This is a genomic window from Aliamphritea hakodatensis (assembly GCF_024347195.1).
Taxonomy (GTDB): domain Bacteria; phylum Pseudomonadota; class Gammaproteobacteria; order Pseudomonadales; family Balneatricaceae; genus Amphritea; species Amphritea hakodatensis.
On sequence record NZ_AP025281.1, the window covers coordinates 3,806,457 to 3,826,968 of the forward strand.

Annotated in this window: 16 protein-coding genes; 5 read left to right on the top strand and 11 right to left on the bottom strand. The window is 53.8% G+C overall.

Annotated features, from left to right (window positions below):
- Nucleotides 1-232: 232 nt before the first annotated feature.
- The 5 genes from PCI15_RS17400 to PCI15_RS17420 all read left to right on the top strand — a co-directional run bounded on the left by PCI15_RS17400 (nucleotide 233) and on the right by PCI15_RS17420 (nucleotide 6,031).
- Nucleotides 233-2,368: a TonB-dependent receptor gene (locus PCI15_RS17400; RefSeq protein ID WP_271271200.1), complete on the top strand. Its 2,136-nt coding sequence runs from the start codon at nucleotides 233-235 to the stop codon at nucleotides 2,366-2,368.
- A gap of 80 nt (nucleotides 2,369-2,448) precedes the next feature.
- Nucleotides 2,449-3,258: an iron-siderophore ABC transporter substrate-binding protein gene (locus PCI15_RS17405; RefSeq protein ID WP_271271201.1), complete on the top strand. Its 810-nt coding sequence runs from the start codon at nucleotides 2,449-2,451 to the stop codon at nucleotides 3,256-3,258.
- Complete coding sequence (locus PCI15_RS17410) at nucleotides 3,245-4,252, top strand: FecCD family ABC transporter permease (RefSeq protein ID WP_271271202.1); 1,008 nt, start codon at nucleotides 3,245-3,247, stop codon at nucleotides 4,250-4,252. Before PCI15_RS17405 ends, PCI15_RS17410 begins: the two co-directional genes overlap by 14 nt.
- The gene (locus PCI15_RS17415; RefSeq protein ID WP_271271203.1) at nucleotides 4,252-5,220 is read left to right on the top strand and encodes a FecCD family ABC transporter permease; all 969 of its coding nucleotides are present in this window, start codon (nucleotides 4,252-4,254) and stop codon (nucleotides 5,218-5,220) included. The genes PCI15_RS17410 and PCI15_RS17415 overlap by 1 nt, the downstream gene beginning before the upstream one ends.
- A gap of 4 nt (nucleotides 5,221-5,224) precedes the next feature.
- Nucleotides 5,225-6,031, top strand: a complete 807-nt coding sequence (locus PCI15_RS17420) for an ABC transporter ATP-binding protein (protein ID WP_271271204.1) — start codon at nucleotides 5,225-5,227, stop codon at nucleotides 6,029-6,031.
- A 10-nt stretch (nucleotides 6,032-6,041) separates the two neighbouring features.
- Here PCI15_RS17420 and PCI15_RS17425 read toward each other — a convergent pair whose 3' ends face one another.
- The 11 genes from PCI15_RS17425 to PCI15_RS17475 all read right to left on the bottom strand — a co-directional run bounded on the left by PCI15_RS17425 (nucleotide 6,042) and on the right by PCI15_RS17475 (nucleotide 20,501).
- The gene (locus PCI15_RS17425) at nucleotides 6,042-6,932 is read right to left on the bottom strand and encodes an EamA family transporter (protein WP_271274641.1); all 891 of its coding nucleotides are present in this window, start codon (nucleotides 6,930-6,932) and stop codon (nucleotides 6,042-6,044) included.
- Nucleotides 6,933-6,937: 5 nt separating this feature from the next.
- Nucleotides 6,938-7,765: a phosphonoacetaldehyde hydrolase gene (gene phnX / locus PCI15_RS17430; protein ID WP_271271205.1), complete on the bottom strand. Its 828-nt coding sequence runs from the start codon at nucleotides 7,763-7,765 to the stop codon at nucleotides 6,938-6,940.
- 178 nt (nucleotides 7,766-7,943) lie between these two features.
- Nucleotides 7,944-9,635 (bottom strand): putative 2-aminoethylphosphonate ABC transporter permease subunit, encoded by a 1,692-nt coding sequence (locus PCI15_RS17435; RefSeq protein ID WP_271271206.1) that lies wholly within the window; start codon nucleotides 9,633-9,635, stop codon nucleotides 7,944-7,946.
- Complete coding sequence (locus PCI15_RS17440; RefSeq protein WP_271271207.1) at nucleotides 9,632-10,816, bottom strand: putative 2-aminoethylphosphonate ABC transporter ATP-binding protein; 1,185 nt, start codon at nucleotides 10,814-10,816, stop codon at nucleotides 9,632-9,634. Before PCI15_RS17440 ends, PCI15_RS17435 begins: the two co-directional genes overlap by 4 nt.
- A gap of 130 nt (nucleotides 10,817-10,946) precedes the next feature.
- A complete protein-coding gene (locus PCI15_RS17445; protein ID WP_271274642.1) occupies nucleotides 10,947-11,963 on the bottom strand; it encodes a putative 2-aminoethylphosphonate ABC transporter substrate-binding protein in 1,017 nt (338 codons plus the stop codon).
- 261 nt (nucleotides 11,964-12,224) lie between these two features.
- Nucleotides 12,225-13,085: a phytanoyl-CoA dioxygenase family protein gene (locus PCI15_RS17450; RefSeq protein ID WP_271271208.1), complete on the bottom strand. Its 861-nt coding sequence runs from the start codon at nucleotides 13,083-13,085 to the stop codon at nucleotides 12,225-12,227.
- A 2-nt stretch (nucleotides 13,086-13,087) separates the two neighbouring features.
- On the bottom strand, nucleotides 13,088-13,636 hold the full coding sequence (locus PCI15_RS17455; RefSeq protein WP_271271209.1) for an HD domain-containing protein: 549 nt from the start codon (nucleotides 13,634-13,636) through the stop codon (nucleotides 13,088-13,090).
- 84 nt (nucleotides 13,637-13,720) lie between these two features.
- Complete coding sequence (locus PCI15_RS17460; protein ID WP_271271210.1) at nucleotides 13,721-14,377, bottom strand: HAD family hydrolase; 657 nt, start codon at nucleotides 14,375-14,377, stop codon at nucleotides 13,721-13,723.
- Nucleotides 14,378-14,648: 271 nt separating this feature from the next.
- Nucleotides 14,649-17,198, bottom strand: coding sequence for a sensor domain-containing protein (locus PCI15_RS17465; protein WP_271271211.1), 2,550 nt, complete (start codon nucleotides 17,196-17,198; stop codon nucleotides 14,649-14,651).
- Nucleotides 17,199-17,329: 131 nt separating this feature from the next.
- Complete coding sequence (locus PCI15_RS17470; RefSeq protein WP_271271212.1) at nucleotides 17,330-18,043, bottom strand: UTRA domain-containing protein; 714 nt, start codon at nucleotides 18,041-18,043, stop codon at nucleotides 17,330-17,332.
- 82 nt (nucleotides 18,044-18,125) lie between these two features.
- On the bottom strand, nucleotides 18,126-20,501 hold the full coding sequence (locus PCI15_RS17475) for a DNA polymerase II (RefSeq protein ID WP_271271213.1): 2,376 nt from the start codon (nucleotides 20,499-20,501) through the stop codon (nucleotides 18,126-18,128).
- Nucleotides 20,502-20,512 lie beyond the last annotated feature (11 nt).

The following is a 20,512-nucleotide window of genomic DNA, read 5'->3' on the forward strand; positions in this document are numbered from 1 at the left end:
TGACCCATGAACAACTACAAGAAGCCGTAATTTAACGTCATTTTCTATGTTTTTTGGAACATATAGACAATAGCTGAAACGTTGGTCCGACTGGCTCGCGAAAAAGGCTGTGGCACCGGTTTCAAAATTTCCGAACATTTTTAATTGCACTCACATTGGTATTTTGATTAACATAAATACCATAAACGATAACAATTAGCATTTATATTAACTTTTTAGGTTAGCATACCTCATGAAATCAACCCTTATCGCCCTGTCATTCATTCCGGTGTCTGCGGCAATAATCTCCCCTTTTGTACACGCCGATAACACTGCCGACCGGCAACAGTTATCTGAGAATACTCAGGTCATCACAGCGACCCGTCAGGGAATGGCTGTGGAAGAACTGGCGCATGCCGTCACCGTCATTGACCGGGAACAGTTAAACAACCAGCTGCAAACCTCCAGAAATCTGGGTGAGGTACTGGCCAAAACGGTACCGGGTATGGCACCGGCCAGCCAGACGCTGACCAACTGGAGCCAGACCCTGCGGGGCCGGAACATGCTGGTTCTGATTGACGGTATTCCGCAGAACTCCAACCGGAACAGCCGCCGTGATCTCATGAGCATTGACGTTGGCAACATTGAACGTATTGAAGTGTTACGGGGCGGCAGCGCCGTTTATGGCAGCGGGGCTGCGGGCGGCGTGGTGAACATCATTACCCGCCGTAATGTCGATGAGACCATCAGCAAAGTCGGCCTGACAACCTCATTATCCAATCTGGACAGTGACAGCCTGCGCTACCGACTTGAGCAGTACACCGGCGGCCAGAGCGAAGATTTTGACTATGGCTTCAATGTCGCCTGGGAGCAGACAAAGGGTTTCTTCGATGCTGACGGCGACCGCATTGCACCGGAACCCAGCCAGGGCGATTTGTCCGATACCGGCAGTATCAGCCTGGCAGGCAAATTACGCTGGCACCTGGAGGGCAGTATGCTCACCCTGTCGGCCAGCCATTTCGATGCTGAACAGGATACCGACTATACCTCTGATGCCTCAGTCAACAGCGCGCCAAAAGGATCGGTTAAAGCAAAGGCAATTTCCGGGCTGCAGCTGGATAAACAGCCGCGCACCGAAACCAGCCTGCTCAACCTGGCCTGGAATGTCGACTCAACACCGCTGGGCAGTATGGATGCGCAGGTATACTACCGGGACCACCATGCACGCTTCTTCCCCTTTGCGTCCACCCCGGTTCAGCAGTACTTCCTGAACAGCGAGAGCATCGGTTCCCGCCTGACATTCAATACCGACATTGATGACGATAACCTGATTCGCTGGGGCGTCGACTACAATCACGAAGATTATGAAAACCCCCAGTCCACTTACGACCGTACAGATTACGATAACAGCGACGGCAGGGTATTCACGGATACCGGAGACAGAATTGGCAGGCCCCCGGCGACCCAGGAAGATTTAGCCGCTTTCGCCCAGTACGAACAAAACCTGACCGAAAACTTCCGCTGGGAACTGGGTGCCCGCTATCAGCACTCTAAAGCATCTTTCGATACTTTCACGACCATGTCCGGTAACAGAGTACAGGGCGGCGAAATCAGTTTTGATGATGTCATGTATAACACCGGTGCCGTCTATAGCTTCAGCGAATACAGCGAAGTTTACGCAAACTTTTCTCAGGGTTTTGAACTGCCGGATATCGGCCTCCGCCTGAATAATGCATCCAGCACTTTCACCCTCTCCGATTCAGAACTGAAGCCGATCAAAACCGATAATTATGAAATCGGTACCCGGTCAGACTGGGGCGACACTCAGCTGACATCCGCGGTGTTCTACAGCACCTCGGATCTGGGGCAACCGCAGGCCACGGCGCTGAATATATTCCTGCCACGGGCCAAGGAACGCATTTACGGTATTGAGCTGACAGCAGATCACCGCATCAGCGATCAGTGGTCCGTGGGCGGCCTGGCAACGTGGATGGAAGGCGAAACATACGATGAAACCCTAAATCGCTGGAGAGCACTGGATAACCTGCGCATTCCGCCGCTGCAATTACGTGCCTATGTGGGCTATACCCCTGACAGCTACTGGTTCCACCGCCTGCAGGTGAACTACAGTGGCAACCGGGATGCCGGCTATGACGACAGAACCAATGACAATCAGTTTGGCCGGTACACAAGGATCACGGATTACACAACGCTGGATTATCAGACCCGTTATGAAAACGGCCAGCATACGGTCAATATTGGCATTGAAAACCTGCTGAACAACCAGTATCACACGGTCTACGGTCAGGCATTACGCGGTACTCAGAACACCAGTCACATTCCCGCGTCAGGCGCGACTCTGGCAATGAGTTATCAGTACACATGGTAAGGTTCATTCTGAGCGCCGTATTACTGGCGCTGCCCGTGCTCAGTTCTTCGGCCGACAACTGTCGGCCGGTTCAGCACGCAATGGGACACAGCTGTGTCCCGTTGCAGCCACTCAGAGTCGCGGTGCTGGATACCGGCGAGCTGGACACCGCTCTGGCGCTTGGCGTTTTACCGGTTGCTGCAACCACACCCTATCAGGTGGGTAATCTGCCCGCATACCTGCCTGTTCAGGCTAACAGCATTGCCTCGCTGGGCATTGTTCAGGAACCGGATCTGGAACGCCTTTTACAGCTACAGCCGGATCTGATTCTCGGCAGCAAATTGCGCCACGGCAAAATCTATCAGCAACTCTCCGCCATCGCGCCAACAGTATTCAGTGAATCCATAGGCGCCAGCTGGATGGATAATCTGAAGCTGTTTGCCAGCGCACTGAACCGCACAGATAAAGCCACACAATGGCAGCAACAGTTTGCACAGCAATGCGACCGGGTGACCGCACTCTATGCGCGCACCGGACGTCCTCCGGTCTCAGTTGTCCGCTCCATGCAAACCCATATACGCCTGTATCTTACTGATTCCTTTATTGGCTCCATTCTGCAGCGCTGTAGCATCAGACGGCCGCCATCCCAGAACGTCTCTGGCTTTGCTGTACGGCTACGGTCCCCCGGAAAAATTACCCAGCTGGATGCCCCCCTGATTCTGCTGAGTGAATACTCCGAAACTCAGGGATCACTCATTCAAAGCTGGCAGCAAACACCTTTCTGGAGATTACTTGAAGGTAAATTACACCCGGTGAACGACAGTTACTGGATGCTGGGCATCGGCCCGATCGCGGCAAAAAACGTTCTCAATGACCTTCAGAACATTCTGGAAACCTATGCAGTTAACTGAAAAACACCTGCCGGTTCGGCTGATAACCGGCATCGCCATTGCGCTGGCTCTGCTACCGGCAGCATTAGTTACCGGTGACAGCGGCCCCACACCGGAGCAGTTATGGCAGTGGCTGCTGCCTTCAGGAAATGCCGATCCGGTGGCCACTCTGATCATTACCGAATTACGCATACCGCGTCTTCAGACAGCTATCCTGACCGGGGCTGCGCTCGGCTGCGCCGGCTGTCTGCTGCAACGCCTGACACGCAATTCACTGGCCAGCCCCGGCCTGATAGGGCTCAATCAGGGGGCCGCGCTGGCGTTGGCACTCCTGCTGATTTCACCGCTACCGTTCAGCCCGGTGCTGAGTTTCATTGCCGCATTTTCAGGTGCCACGCTGGCAATGCTGGCAGTCTTTGTCATTGTCCGGCTGGCAACCGGTGCCCTGGCAACCGACAGCCTTTTATTGTTTGGCGCCCTGATCAGCACGTTATTCGCCGCGCTGACCAGCCTGGCGCTCATACTTGATCAGCACGCACTGGATGCGATCCGTTTCTGGCTGGCCGGATCACTCTCAGGGGTTAACCCACAAACCCTTCCCTGGCTGGCTGCTCAGGTTATCGCGGGCATCCTGCTGGCGTTCAGCCTGTGCCGGCCATTACAGCTGTTAGAAACCGGGCAGGAAACCGCCCGGGGGCTGGGAGCCAATCCCACCCACATTCTGCTGCTGGTCAGTGCCACCGTCCTCCTGCTGACCGCAGCGGCTGTCGCGGTATGCGGTCCGATAATGTTTATCGGCCTTGTCGTGCCACATCTGGCCCGGCTCTGGCTGTCAGAACAACTGAGCTGGCATCTCACCGGCAGTATCGTACTGGGAGCTCTGCTGCTGTTACTTGCCGATACCGGCGTGCAATGGCTGGATGCCAGTGACCGCTTACCGCCAAGCACCGTTCTGGCAGCGGTTGGCGTGCCATGGTTTATCTGGCAAATCCGGCAAAAGTACCGGGTATCATAATGACTGTCGTAACACGTTCACCTTATCTGATACTCCTGCCGGCGGTAACGGTTCTGTGTTTACTGAACGGGAGTAACTCATCCTGGCAAATGCTGACCGACACCCTGCAATGGGACATATTCAGCCAGACAGTGCTGGAGCTGCGTCTCCCCCGGGTACTGGTTGCGGCTCTGGTCGGCGCGGGTCTGGGCATTGCAGGGCTGCTTTTACAAACCGTTTCCGGTAATCAGCTGGCTGATCCGGGCATTATTGGCATCAATCAGGGGGCAGCACTGGCCGTCATCAGTACTGTCATCTGGCAACCGCAAGTGAACGGACTCTTACTGCCCCTGACCGGACTGGGCGGCGGTGTGTTAACCGCGCTCACCCTGTGGTGGCTGTGCCGCGGTATGGCTCCCATTGCCCTGATTCTGACGGGCATAGGATTAAGCACCCTGCTGAGTGCTCTGACGGGCTGCCTGCTGGTATTCACAGAAACCCAGCGTCTGGCCACGGTCATGACCTGGCTGGCTGGCAGCTTCAGCAGCACCGATGCTCAGACCCTGTCGGTCAGTTTTTTCTGGAGCCTCCTGCTGCTGCCTGTGGCCTATATAATCTGCCGTCAGATCACTCCGATGTTACTCGACAATGACAGCGCCCGAATGCTGGGCAGCAGAACCCCTTTTATAGAAGGCGCGGCATTGCTGACTGCCTGTGCCCTTTGTGCCATTGCCGTGGCTGCTGCCGGCACACTGAGCTTCGCAGGCCTGCTGGCCCCGCATATTGCCCGAAAACTCCACCCTCCCCAGCCGGCAAAACTGGCACTGCCAACCCTCTGCTACGGTGCGGTACTGACCATGCTTGCCGATACGCTCGGCCGAACCCTGTTCGCGCCGGTACAGATACCGGCGGGTCTTATGCTGGCACTGGGTGGCGTCCCTGTTTTTATTCTGATCCTGCTGTGGCAGCAACGTATCCTGAGACACTGAATCCATGACTGAAACCGCCATCCGCAGCAACTGTCTGCGAGCAGGCTACAGCCAAACAACACTGATTAACGAATCACAGATCCGGATACCAAAAGGACAGATAACGGTATTGCTGGGCGCCAACGGCTGCGGTAAATCGACCCTGCTGCGTACCCTTGCCGGCCTGCACCCGAAACAAGCCGGTGAGATATGGATAGGCAACCAGACACTGGAGTCAATTCCGCTAAAACAACTTGCTCAGATGATGGCATTTTTGCCACAGCACCCTGCCGCGCCGGAGACACTCACCGTCAGCGAACTGGTTATGCTTGGCCGGTACCCGTACCGGCGGAGTTTTCTGCCGCCGACAGAAGCTGATAAGCAAGCTGTCCTTAAAGCACTGGCTGATACCGATCTGGAAGTATTGGCAGACAGATCTCTGGGCAGTCTGTCCGGTGGCCAGCGCCAACGGGCGTGGCTGGCGATGGTGCTGGCTCAGGATACAGATATCCTCATGCTGGATGAACCCACCAGCTATCTGGACCTGAGCCATCAGTATGAGCTGCTTAACCTGATCAGAAAACTCAACAGACACCATCGGAAAACCATCCTTGTGGTGCTCCATGAGCTTAATCAGGCATTCGAATTTGCCGATCAGCTGATTTTCATGAAAGCCGGTAAAATCATCGCTCAGGGCAGCCCGGGTGAAACCGTTTCAGAAGCACTGATCAGCCGGACATTTAACCTTCGCTGTCAGATACACCCCCACCCGGAAGCAGGCTGTCCGCTGATCATTCCGCTTGAAGGGAAATATGCTGATAACCGTCCCTGAAGCATGACGGCTACAGGGACACAAAGATCAGGCCGATCAGCATCATGCTGACCCCCTGCATGCGGCTGATGCTGACGGACTCTTTCAGCCACAGGATACCAATGGCCACCCCGATAGGAATGCTCAGCTGGCGCAGCGCCACCACGTAACTGACTTCGGTCACCATCGACATACTGATAAGGACCAGCAGATAGGTGCCGACAATGAACAGCCCGGTGAGGGCCACTGAGCGAACAGCCCCCGGACGGTTAAACACCGTCCCGAACAAGGATTCTTTAAACAGGAGCAAAGACACCGGCAACATACAGAGCACAATTCCACCGGCCTGCACCACCGCAAAAGCACTGCCCGCCTGGAACGCCGTAAAGCCTTCTTCACGCATCAGGTGAACGGCTGCACTGTCGGTAAATGAATACCCCGCTGTGCCTAATGCCGCAACAATAGCCCAGCCTACCGCCGGCGTCATATAGGCCCGCAGGTGCCATTCCCGCCAGCGCCGCACCGGCAGCACCATCGCCCCGGCAAAGATCAGCAGCATGGCAGCGATATCTTCAATAGATAACAGGCTGTGTCCGTAAGCGCCAAGCACCAGCAGAGGGACAATCAGCACCGGTAACGCCCGGGCCAGCGGATAGACAATGCTCAGGTCGCCCCCCTGATAGGCTTTCGCCAGCCCCACCAGATACACCGTCTGGCAAATACCTGAGGCCAGAATCAGCCACCAGAATTTTGCCGGCATTGCCACCACATCCCGCCAGACCTCCAGCAGAAAGGGGCTGAAAATAAGCATTCCAAAGGCGGTTGCCCACATATAAAACGAAATACTGGTGCCGGATTTTTTACCCATAGAGTTCCAGCCGGCATGTAATAACGTCGAGATCAGAATCAGACCGATGGCCATGGCGCTCAAGGCTGTTCTCCCGACGCCAGACGGCGGCTGATATCTTCAAGGCAGGTCACCGCATCGGCGATGGTATCCACCACATAATGGGCGCCACCTCTGTGGAATTTTTCGCAGGCCGGCTGACGGTACACTTCCTGTTCATCCGCCGTCAGAGCCTGCCATGCTTCAAGGCTCAGCCCCACTTCATTGCCGCTGCAGGCCAGCGCAATGGTCCACATACCGGCATTCAGGCCTTCTTCGATGCCCGGCTGGGTATCATCAATTTTGACGCAGGCGGCCAGATTCTTAACCCCCAGTTCCATGACGTTAAGCAGGCTCATATAGGGATAGGGCCGGCCTTTGCTGACCTGTGTGGCACACACCATACTTTCCGGACGGTAGCCCTGCTTCGCAGCGCGCTCCAACAGCCCCGCCACCATAGACTCTGCGTAACCGGTGTTGGCACCGATGCGGATATCCCGCCGCTTCGCCCATGCAAGCAACTCAGTAACGCCGGGAATCAGGTCTGAAGCTGCGGCAATGGCTTCAATCTGCAGCGGCACGAAATCGTCGAACATCGCATCGATATCATGGCTGTCCGGCAGTTTACCGAATTGCACCTTCCAGGCCTCACGGATACGGGACAACTCACACAGCTGACGGATATGTTCCCGCTTCTCAGTCCCCATTGGCCCCCGTGCTTCCGCTTCGCTCAGTTCAATACCACGGCTGGCAAATAAACGCTGAAAACCTTCAATCGGTGCCCGTGAGCCAAAATCGACAGTGGTGCCTGCCCAGTCCATAATAATGGCCTGAACCGGTCCGGTATACTGGCGGGAATAACGGTACATACTCACCTCAACAGGCCCGATGCGGCCCAATACGTGTGGGATTAGTGAAGCAGAAATTATACAGGAAGGATATAACGGAGCAATCTGGTATAGACCAGAAAACAGGAAGCCAGATCAAAAAAATCCGGTACTTAAGTCGATGCGTCATGACCCAGGTACCGGACAGGCAAAACACATTTTAAGCGTAGCGCCAGCGCTGGCTGCGGGACAGCAGCTCCTTACTGATAAACCAGTGGCAGCTTTTTATCCCCAGCGCAGTAAACATCAGTAATACGGCCATTGCCGCTGCCGGTGCTGTATCCCCCGCTTCATCCATATTAATCACCGCCACCGAGGCCAGCGTGGTCTCTGCGGAATACAAAAACACCACCGCCGACACTGTGGTCATGGCATTCACAAACAGATACACCGAAATATCCAGCACTGCAGGCAGACATAACGGCAGGGTTACCCGGCGGAACGTGGTGTAAAAAGGCACTTTCAGCGAGGCGGATACCGATTCAAACTCACCGTCAATCTGCTTCAGGCTGGTACTGGCCGTGAGGTGGCACACGGTGTAGAAATGCACCAGTGTATTGAGCACCAGAATCGCCAGTGTGCCGTACATAAAGTTCAGCGGATTAGTCGGCGAATTAAAAAAGAATATATACGACAATCCCAGCACCATGCCCGGTACAGCCATGGGCAGCATCGCCAGAAACTGCATGGTTTTGCGTAACAGGGGTAAGGCTTTAATTTTCTCGTTCAGATACGCCAGCATGAAGATGACTGCCGTGCCGGTAATCGCCACCCAGAACGCCATCCGCAGGGAATTAAAGTATGACTCCCAGCCCCCGCCATCCATCATATCGAACTGATAATTATCCAGTGACAGGGTCAGATTGTACGGCCAGAATGTAATCAGTGATGCGTATATTGCCATGCCAATCACCAGCAGGAGAAATGCCGCGATAGCACCACAGAACAGCATCAGCAGCCTGTCCCTTAACGGCTGAGACTCTGGCTGAATAGCGACGGCACGGGCGCTTACCTGCGCGGTCTGGCGTTTCTGCACCCGGCGTTCAATCCAGAATGACAGAATGGCCGGCAACAGCAGAATCATGCTGACCACCGCCCCCATCTGGAAATTCTGCTGGCCCACCACCTGCTTATAGATATCCGTTGCCAGCACGTTGTACTGGCCACCGATGACCTTGGCGACACCAAAATCGGTAATTGCCAGGGTGAAACAGACAAATACGGTATTCACCAGCCCGTACCGCACACCGGGTAAAGTGATGGTCAGAAAGACCCGCCAGCCCGGTGTTTTCAGTGCTTTGGCCGCTTCGTACAGGCGGGCATCACTGTTCGACAGCGCGGTGATCAGAATCATCAGGGCATGGGGAAAGATCCAGAAACATAACCCCATGACGATACCCACCGGGCCATAGATGGAATCTACCGGCAACCAGTCTTTAAGAATGCCCTGATTACCAAACAGATAGATCATGCTCAGGGCGGGTAGCAGTGAAGGGGCAAATAACGGCAGGCTGCTGATCAGCCGGAAACCTTTTTTACCGGCCATTCCGCTGCGGGTCAGCGCATAGGCAGTCACAAAGGCACAGGTCACCACGATTACTGTGGTCCAGCAGGCAATGATCAGCGAGTTAATGATCGAGCCAAACAACGCCGGATTGGTGAAATACTCCGCGTAGTTCGCCAGTCCAATGTAATTACCGGCCTGATCCTGCAAGCTCTTCAGCAACATGGTGCTCAGCGGCGCCAGTAAACCGAGAATCAGAAACACTACACCCAGCAACAGCAAAGCCCTTTGGACGAACGCTTCAGTATTCCAGACAGGCACTAACCGGCGGGCAGCAATGGTACTCATGCCTGCGCCTCCATCACGCTGTCGATTATGTCATCCAGTACCGGTTCATGACTGGCAGCAGGCTGTGGCTGACGGATGCTGACCCGGGGTGGTTCAGCCGTCGGAGGTTCAGGATAAAAATGCAGATTGTCCGCTTCAATTGCCATTTGCAGGCGTTCACCCACGGCGGGGGTATGTAAGGCGTGTTGCTGTACCGGCATATCCACTTCAATGTCGGTATCCCGGGCGATGGTCACCACCAGCCGCACAAAGGCCCCCATAAAGTTCACCTGGGTAACATCCCCCTGTAACAACAGCGTATCGGCTTTGACTTCTTCAGGGCCCTGTAACACGCGGATCATTTCCGGACGGAAACCCAGTAAGCCCTCTTCCACGTTCTGATCAAGCATCAGCGGCAGAGACAGTTCCGTATCACCGATCAGCAGGTTATGCCCTTCCAGTACCCGGCCCGGCAGCAGATTCATACTGCCAATAAAACGTGCTACGAAGGCAGTGGCCGGGTGCCGGTATATGTCTTCCGGCGTGCCAACCTGTGCAATAGTGCCGTGATCCATCACCACGATACGGTCAGCCATGGTCAGGGCTTCATCCTGGTCATGGGTGACCATGATGGTGGTAATGCCCAGCGCCCGCTGCAATTCACAGATTTCTTTACGCAGGTGCAACCGTACCCGGGCATCCAGCGCCGACAGAGGCTCATCCAGCAATAACAGCCCCGGCTGAATCGCCAGCGCCCGCGCCAGTGCAACCCGTTGCTGCTGACCGCCGGATAGCTGCCCCGGATATTTCTCGCCAATGCCCGGCAGATCAATCTGTTCCAGCAGGTCGTTCACCCGCGCTGTGCGGTTCTGCCGGCTGAGTTTGTTATTCACCAGACCATAGGCAATGTTATCGCTGACGGTCAGGTTCGGAAATAATGCGTAGGACTGAAACACAATGCCGAAGTCACGCTGCTGAGGTGGCAGGGAAGTAATATCTTTACCCGCCTGAACAATGTTCCCCTGCTGCGCCTGCTCCAGACCGGCGATGGTCCGCAACAATGTGGTTTTGCCACAACCGGACGGCCCGAGAAAGCAGACAAATTCCCCTTCCTTAATCTCTAACGAGATATCCTGCAGGGCGATGAATTCGCCAAAGCGCTTTTCCAGTTGATGAATGTTTAAATACGGGGCAGCAGACATGTGTCTCACTCCAGTTTCAGTCACCTGCTGACATCCTGTCTCAGGCGGCCTGGCTAATTCTTAAAACGGCGTCTAAATAAAAGAAAGCGGCAGACGGAAAGACCTGCCGCTTTTCAGTACGGAACCTGGCTTACTTCTTAGGTTCGCTCTTGCTGTCGTAACGCTGTTGCCACTCTTTCAGGATGCGTGCGCGGTTGACAGCAGACCACTGGAAATCGTTGCTGATCATGCGGTCAGCAATATCGGCCGGGTAGTTTTTGATTGGCTTGGCAACGCCTGGCATAGCAACCACAGCGTAGCTTTCGTTATACAACTCGTTTGCCGGACGGGTAACCGCCCAGTCCATCAGGGTTTTAGCAGCGTTCAGCTTGTCAGTGCCTTTAACAATCGCCGCGGCTTCCATGTCCCAGCCCAGTCCTTCAGTCGGAAAAATCACATCAATCGGCGCGCCTTTGTTTACCAGCTTGGCACCGCGGTAAGCGAAGGAAATACCAATGGCCGTCTCGCCGGCAGCCGCCAGCTTACAAGGCTTGGAACCGGAGTGGGTGTAACGGTCGATGTTGGTGTGTAACTTGTCCATGAAGGCCCAGCCCTGCTCTTCACCGAAGCTTTGCAGCCAGCTGGATACGTCCAGGAAGCCGGTACCGGAAGAGTTCGGATTTGGCATGATCACATGGCCTTTATATTCCGGCCGGGTAAGATCCTGCCAACTGGCAGGCTTAGGCAGGTTCAGCTTCTCAGCTTCAACCGTGTTGTAACAGATAGAAGCAACCCAGGCGTCCATCCCCACCCATGAAGGTGTCGCATCGGCATCAACAAACTTCTTGCTCAGTTTTTCAACGCCGGCAGGCTTATAGCTCTGCAGCATCCCCTGATCTTTCAGCACCAGCAGGCTGGTCGCCGCCAGACCCAGTACCACGTCGGCCTGTGGGTTTTCTTTTTCAGCCAGCAAACGGGCGGTGATAATACCGGTGGAATCGCGCACCCAGCGGATCTTCACCTCCGGGTTATTTTTCTCAAAGGCTTTGGCATAGCTTTTCAGCTGATCGGCTTCCAGTGCCGTATATACAGTCAGATCGGTTTGTGCCTGAGCCTGCAGTGCAGCGCCCATTCCCAGTGCAGCCGCCAATACACGGACTTTCGCCATCAGTTTCATCTTTAAATCCTCGTTCAGCACAGAAGTAACGGCTAAGCCGTTGTTATTGTTCAGCCCGGGCAGGAAACGCCACGGCAGCTGGTCTATACCAAATTATTATCAGGCCGGTTAATGACAGATAAGTGACAGCCAGATAACGGAATTTTTACAATTTCAGCGAACGGCCCTGCCGGCATTCAAAACGATTCACATTCGACAAACCAAAAAAAACGGGATGCAATGCATCCCGTTCTCTGCCGTTTCCTGCAGCCGTTACAGCGCAGACTTACTGTGAGCGGTAGGTGTGGCTACGTGAAAACTCGGGTTATCAAACTCCCGGTGTTTCATGTCGTAGTACGCATCATAGAAATCGCCGAAATGCTGCGCATTAAAGGTGTAGAACATCGCCCGGCGGGATTTTTCCGAAGCATTTTTCTCAGAATAATGGGGTACGTAGGAATCGAAAATCACCACATCACCGGGTTTTGCTTCAACCGGCTGCCACTTAATCCGGTCGACCACCTCCTGCTGAATCGCACCGTGGCTGCTGCCGCCGTCATAGCTGGGCAGGATCGGCAATTCACCGTTCGGTGTAGTCTGTAATGCATAATCATGGCCTTCCAGATCCCGACGGTAATTTTCCGGGAAGTACAGACAACCGTTTTCCAGGGTTGCTTCATCCAGAAAGATCGCCACGGTCACATGGAAATTAGGTTTGAGGTGATTGTAGGCAATCACATCCTGATGGGGTTCGAACGCGCCGCCGCCCGGATTTTTAGCGTTGCACTTATCTTTAAACAACACGAAGTCATCGCCGGTCAGGGCTTTAATAAACCCCTGTAACTTAGGCACCAGTTGCTCACGGATAACCGGGTTATAGCCTTTAATATATTCGTAGCGGCATACCTTTAGCGGATCATCAATTTCAGGCACAACGATCAGCTCAGCAAGGTTCTGCTGATAGAAGTCATTCAGGCTTTCACCGCTTTGCTGTATCTGTCCCAGCAACTGACCGGAATGACCGTACAGGTCAGCACTGGCGGCTTCCAGCATCTGCATATCCCCGGTATTCAGCCCCTGTTCCAGCACAATATAGCCCTGACGCATAAAACGGTCTTTATTAAATGCAGACATGATCAGGCCCCCTGTTCCATTCGCTGAGTGCTGGCCTGCAGCTGCGGCAGGTAGTGTGTAAACGGCTGCAGGCTCAGCTCCTGAATCTTACCTTCGTCGTCCCAGCGACGCAGTTTAATGGCAGACTCAGAATAGGTTTCAGCCAGAAAAGCATCCCGCTCTTCAGGGGTCATCAGGCCGCCCTGATGGTGGAATGAATCCAGTGATGCTGCAGACAGGCCTTCCAGATAGCCCTGCTCCACCGAACACAAATAGCGCTTCGCCTGCGCATGTAAACGGATCGGCTCGGTCACTGCCGGTGAGAAGTAGTCCGCCAGAAACTCAGCCCCCACGGCATCGTGCTTGTAATTGCCGTAAGCAAGATCGGTGGCTGCCAGCAAATGTCCGATGTCATGTAACAGTGCTGCCGTTACCAGCTCATCAGATTCACCGGCACGTACCGCCAGCTCAGCACACTGCACAGCATGTTCGGTTTGTGTAATGTCTTCGCCGTAGGTCTGGTTGCCTTCGGCAGCAAACAAATCTGTAATGTGTTTAACGATTGGATACATAGGTCTGCCCGTCAGAGTTATCCGGTTTCTTCTCACCTGAAAAACCGGTTTCATACAATGGCGGGCAGAAATTCTGACCGCCGCCTAAATGGTCCAGTTAAGTTGTGGCCAGTTGCGCTCTCCGGCGATTACTGCCAGGCGCGGATCAGGGTTGGTCGCCACGGGCTGTTCCACCACTTCCAGCAAGGGCAGATCATTCATGGAATCGCTGTAAAACGCCGCGCCTTCCAACGACTCCTGCTCCGCTTCAAGCCATGCATGCAGCCGGGTAACTTTGCCCTCCTGATAGGTTGGCACCCCGTCGACCTCACCGGTATAACGGTTGTTCTCCGTCACCAGCTCGATCGCCAGCACATCTTCCACAGCCAGTTGCTTCGCCACCGCCCGTACAATGAAGGCTGCTGTCGCCGAGACAATCACTAACCGGTGACCGGCACTGCGCAGCTCCTTCAGCAATGTCTTTGCCTGGGGATAAATCTTCGCCACGATCACTTCAGCGACAAAACTCTCAGTGAGATGATCGATCTCCGCCACACTCATATGCGCCAGCGGCTTTACCTGAAACGCAATGTATTCATGCACCGACATACACCCTTGTGTGTACTGCTCCATCAGCCGTTCTTCTTCTGCTATAAATTCAGGATCAGTCACCAGACCGGTATCCTTCAGATATTCACAAAACAGCGAAGAGGTATCGCAACAGGTCAGTGTTTCGTCCAGGTCAAAAATGCGTAACGCCATGGCTTAAAGTCTCATCTCGATTGAAAGCAGAAAAACTACAACTCAATCTGGTATAGACCAGATTGTATGGTCGAAATATTACAGGGGAATGACAATCCTGTCGATGGAGAAAAGCTGGGGGGAGTGTTTAAGGGAAGTAATACCTCCGGGACAGGCAGCTGTAATGACAGGGGGGGGACTGCCAAAGCAGACTCGCAGGGCAACCTACTTTGCTACGCAGCAGCTGCCACGGGATATCTTAAGTCCGTGCAAAACCGGGTTAATACTGCATTTATCCGTCAGAAATACTATGCGAGTCGCTCACCAGCTGCTGAAATGCCTCAAAGGCTAAAGGTTTGCTGTACAGATACCCCTGGAAATACATGCACCCTTCCTTTGCAAGAATACCCGCCTGACTTTCCTGTTCGATGCCTTCAGCGATGACCTTAAGGCCCAGGCTGTCAGACATCGCCAGTATGGCAGTCACCAGCGCATGGCCATGGTTATCAGAGCTGAGTTCGTTGACAAAGGAGCGGTCAATTTTAAGCGTGGTGATCGGATACTTATGCAGATAACTCAGTGACGAATACCCGGTACCGAAATCATCAATTGAAATGCCAATACCTAAGCGTCTCAGCTTTTCAAACTGTTCCAGAATCAGACAATCATCGTTGAGCATGATGCTCTCGGTAATTTCGAGAACCAGCCGGTGCGGCGCCAGCCCGGTTGCCTGCAATGTGCCGGCCACCAGCGCCGGCATGTTTCCATTCTTAAACTGATCACATGAGACGTTCACAGAAACAAAGAAGTCATCCGGGCAGCTGTCCAGTATGTGCGCGATCTGAGAGCAAGCTTCCTGCAGCACCCACTCCCCCATGACGGTAATTAACCCACACTCTTCCGCCAGGCCAATAAAATCATTGGGGTACACCAGCCCCACGTCAGGACGTTGCCAGCGTATCAGGGCTTCGGCTCCGACGATGCAGTTTGTACGGGCATCAATGACCGGCTGGTAATGCAGTACGAATTCCTGCCTGACAGCGGCTTTTCGCAGCGCGTTTTCAAGCTCGATACGCTGCTGTGCTTCCAGATGCATATCTGCAGAATAATACTGAAAGGTATTACGGCCACTGTTTTTGGCTTTATACATGGCGCTGTCTGCATTTCTCAACAGCTCTTCAATGGTATTACCGTCTTCAGGATAAACCGTTATACCTATGCTGGCTGACAGATAAACATCATTGTTATCAATATGATATGGCTGAGCAAGGGTATTCAGTATGGTTCTGATGGTATCTTCCATATGATGGGTATCAGGCAAATCAGGAAAGATAACTGCAAACTCATCCCCCCCAAGCCTGGCGACCGTATCAGACTGTCTGACATGGCCGCTTATCCGTTTCCCCACCTGCTTGAGTAACCGGTCACCGAAGGTATGGCCAAAGCTGTCATTCACCTGCTTAAAGCGGTCAAGGTCAATAAACAGTAACGAGACCAGGCTGTTATTTCTGTCGGAACGGTAAATTGCGCTGGCAAACCGGTCTTTTAACAAATGCCGGTTCGCAAGGCCGGTCAGCGCGTCATAGTTTGCCTGATACTCAATTTTTTCTTCATACTCCTTACGCTTGGTAATGTCGCTGAACAAAGCAACATAACCATTTAAATCTCCCTGTTCATCATACATAGCAGACACAGACAGCCACTGGGGATAAATGGAGCCATTTTTCTTGCGGTTCCAGATTTCACTTTCCCATTTACCGGTCAGCTCAAGTGTCTTGAACATCTCCACATAAAAGGCCCCGTCATGATGCCCGGAAGTCAGCACTGCTGGCGTTTTACCCAGCACCTCATCCCGCTGGTAGCCGGTGATTTCAGTAAAAGCTTTATTGACCTTGATAATCTTTTTATCGACATCCGTAACCATCACCGCTTCGGTCGCGGTCTCCAGAACGGTTGCCGCTAACTGCAGCTCCCGTTCTTTCTCTTTACGCTCGGTAATGTTGCGGTCCAGCCCCCGGTATCCACGGAACTCGCCTTTGGCGTCAAAGATAGGCACGCCGCTGGTTTCCAGGTACACAAGGCTGCCGTCTTTATGAATGCTCAGGTTTTCCAGGGCCGAAAATGTCTCGCGGTTATCCCAGACGGGCTTAAACAGCGCCTGCACCCTTTGAGATTCTTTTTCAGGCATGAAATCGAACGGTTTTCTGCCAATCAGCTCTTCTGGCAGATAGCCTAAAATGCCCTCAGGGATGGTTGAGGAAAAACTGTATTCCAGATGTTCATTGACTTCCCAGATGATGTCCGATGAACAGTAGGCGATGTCCCGGAATTTCTTTTCCTGATCGGTCAGCAGTTTCATGATCTGCAGGCGTTCATACTCGGCCGCGATTCGCCCCGTAACCAAATCAAAATATGTCAGGATAAAGTCTTCATTCTGAATCGGCTGACTGTTCAGGGCGATAATCAGGCCAAAAGGTGCCCCCTCAACAGAGAAAAGCGGTACTCCCACATAGCCTTCAACATTCATATGTTGCAGTAACAGATCTTCAGGAAAGGCCAGCTGGGCATCCTTACTGATCACACAGGCATCGTTACAGACCACCGTTTCACAGGGGGTTCCGGATAACTGATAGACGATATTGTCAGCCCGCTCACCGTTAGAGAAAACCGCTTTAGTCTGAATCGCGGTATTGCTTTCAACCAGTTCGCCGATTAATACGATGTCCACTTCCAGAACACCACTGAGGTATTCAACCAGGGCCTCAAAATACACCTGGCCAATTTTTGCAGACGTGGCATCTGACAGCCTTTTAACTTCGAGTGCTATATCTGAAAAAGCCATATACCTACCTGAGTAACCGCTGATCACTCATAGTAGCAAGGTTAAAAGGCGCGGGGCGCCAACAGGGTTGGCCTTGGAACCATTTTGGGGATAAATCAGGAAGAATACGTGCCTGAAGCAACCCTTCAGAACTAGCCGTCAATATTCACCACCAGCTTAATCGCATCGTGCAGCCAGTACTCCCGGTCGAACTCCAGAAAATCACCCTTTTCGTCATAACAGAGCCGCTCCAGATACAGGCCTGTGCTGCCCTGATTGACATTAAGAATACTGGCTTCATCCCCCACCAGTGCCTGTGAGCAGACTTCAATTTTCCGTTCAGCCGGGGCCAGTTGGTAGGTTTCCCGCAGCATTTTCCAAAGGGAGCTGTCGGTATCCTGATTGAGCAGCCCCGGACATTTCAGCGGGTTAACATAGTTATGCTCCACCAGCAGGCAGCGGTCATCCACAAAACGGCGGCGTACGAAATGATAAATAGGTGAGCCCGCCGGCATATCACACTGATCTGCCAGCCAGACCGGGGTTTCGGTAATGATCTTGGTAAGGGTTTCGGTACGGGGCACGAAGCCCTGTTCAGCCACATAGCAGGTAAAACCGGCATCACGGCTGGGCTCATAGCTGAGCCGTGCCGGCGTGACAAACCAGCCACGCCGGTTAGAACGGTAGATGCGCCCTTCCGCTTCCAGCTGCCCCAGCGCCTGACGCAGGGTCACCCGGGTGGTTTTAAAACGTTCTGCCAGTTCACGTTCTGCCGGTAACCTGGCCTGGCTGCCCAGGCGGTTGGCGGTGATCCATTCCCAGAGCTGATCACGAACCTGAAGGTAAACCGGAGAATTACTGAGCATTGAAGCGGTCCTGCTGGCGAAAAAGGATGATTTAACAACTGGTTGCCATTCTAACAGCAAAGACCTGCCAGAATAACCGGCGTCAGAACAGCTGAAACTGCGGTGTTGCCAGGGATTCAAAGTCCTGATTAAGAAACACCAGAATGGTATCGATCACCGGCATCAGCTGTTTGTCGGCATAGTGTTGATAATCAATCGCCGAGGTACGGTAGCGGGCAGGTTCCGGGCCATTCACAGTGATCACATACTCAATGTAGGTACCGGCGGATATCTGATCCGGCTTGCCTTCTTTCGCCAATTGTTCACAGAGCTTATGTGCCGCCTGAATCTGTGGCGGTTTGTTTTTCTGATAGTCCGCCAGTGGCCGGCGCAGGCGCTTGCGGTAAACCAGTTCATCATCCACTGACCCGGTCCGTAAATCTTTCAGCACCGCCTGCAGATATTCCAGATAGGGCTGGTCAGTAAAGACTCTTTCATACAGCTCCTGCTGCACCCTCCGGGCCAGCGGTGTCCAGTCAGAGCGGACATTCTCAAGCCCCTTGAAAACCATCCGGTGACTGCCATCGGTCTGATACTGAATGCCGGCATAGCGCTTCTTGGTACCTTTGTCGGAATGGCGCATGGTCGGCATCAGAAAACGCTGGTAGTGCGTCTCAAACTCCAGTTCCAGGTGGCAGTCGATATCAAACCGTTCCCGCAGGTTCTCGCACCACCAGCGGTTCAGTTCCGTGGCCAGCCGCCGGCCTTCCGCAGCCGCCTGATCTGCCGGGAAATCATTCCCCAGCCAGACGAACACAGAGTCGGTATCGCCATAAATCACTTTATGGCCGAAGGCCTGTTCTATCCGGTCTTTAGTGCGGTTAAGGATTTCATGACCGCGCAGGGTAATCGAACCGGACAGACGGGAATCAAAGAAACGGCAAACATTAGATCCCAGCACCCCGTAAAAGCTGTTCATGATGATCTTGATCGCCTGCGAGAGCGGCGCGTTCTGTTCGGCCTTGGCCTGATCCCGGGCAGACCACAGGGTCTCAATAATCGACGGCAGAATACTGTCACGGCGGTCGAATACGCCGTTATTAAAACCGGGAATCAGGTACTCAGGTGGCACTTCGGTACCCGTGCCCTGCGCCAGCCCATAGGGGTCGACCATAAAGGTCAGAATGATACTGGGATACAGGCTCTTAAAGTCCAGCACCAGCACATGTTCAAACAGCCCCGGTACCGAGTCCATAACAAAACCGCCGGGGGCCCCCATGTCTGCACCGGAAGCATACACCCGGGCCACGTAGCCCTTACGGTGCAGCCGGGGTAAATACTGGTTATCAAAGGCTGCCGCCGAACCGCCGATTTTATCCAGTGCCAGCCCGGTTAACCGGCCCCGCTCCACCAGATAGTGCAGCAACTGGGCTTTTTCGAAGATATCCCAGACCAGCTTACAGTCTTCCAGATTATATTCCGCCAGCAGGCGGGGATTGTCCCGGTAAGTTTGCTGAATTTCTTCGCCACGGTTGAGGCCATCATCGACCTGATGGCCAAGCAGCTTGCCCCGTTCCAGCAAATGGTTAGCGACATATTCAAGAGAGAAGCTTTCGAACTGAAAGGTAGCCCCTTTGAGGGTGTCAATGCCGTCGATGACCACCCGGCCGGCGATCCGGCAGAACCACTTACCCTGCCCGGAACGCATCACATTCAGCGGGCTGTTGTCCCGCCCCAGTGACAGACGCACACCTAGCAGCCGAGCCCGTTCGTAGATCACCCGAAAATCAAAACCGACCACGTTCCAGCCAATGAAAATGTCCGGGTCGTATTCCCGGGTAATCCGGTCAAAGGCTTTAAGTAACTGACGCTCATCCGGCACATAGGTCAGCCAGTCATCGGCGGGCTGATTATCTGGCGTATCCGCAGGCGGCTCACCGATCATTACCACCTGACGGAAATCATCCGCATAGAAACCGATGGAGAAGATATGATCCGCCCGCATCGTGGTTTCAATATCCAGCGAGAGCATTTTCAGCGGCGGCTTAACGTCCACCGGCTGAAGCCGCATGCCCTGTTCAGTCATCATCGCCCGGGCACCGGCCTGAATAAAACGTTCCATCAGATATCGGTCAACGCCCCGGATATCTTCTTCCATCATGCCGATATGGGCACGGGTCAGCCGTTCAATCACCTGCCGCTGTACCGCCAGTGACTGGCAATACAGCCCGTGAACGCCCCGCTGCTCCAGCTCTTTTAACGGCAGATCCGCCAGCCGCCAGCCCTGCAGATCGTGCAGCAGGGTCTGTATTTCAGGAACATCGTCGTCAAACACAAAAAAGACCACTTCCTGGCCTTTGATGGTGACGTTGAACGCAGCGCTGGTATCTTTCAGCCAGTAGCTGAAATCCACCCCGTCCCGGCCGTCATACTGCTGCCGGGTAAGGATAAATCCTTCCCGGCCAGTGGCTAACGACATCCCGGCGGTTT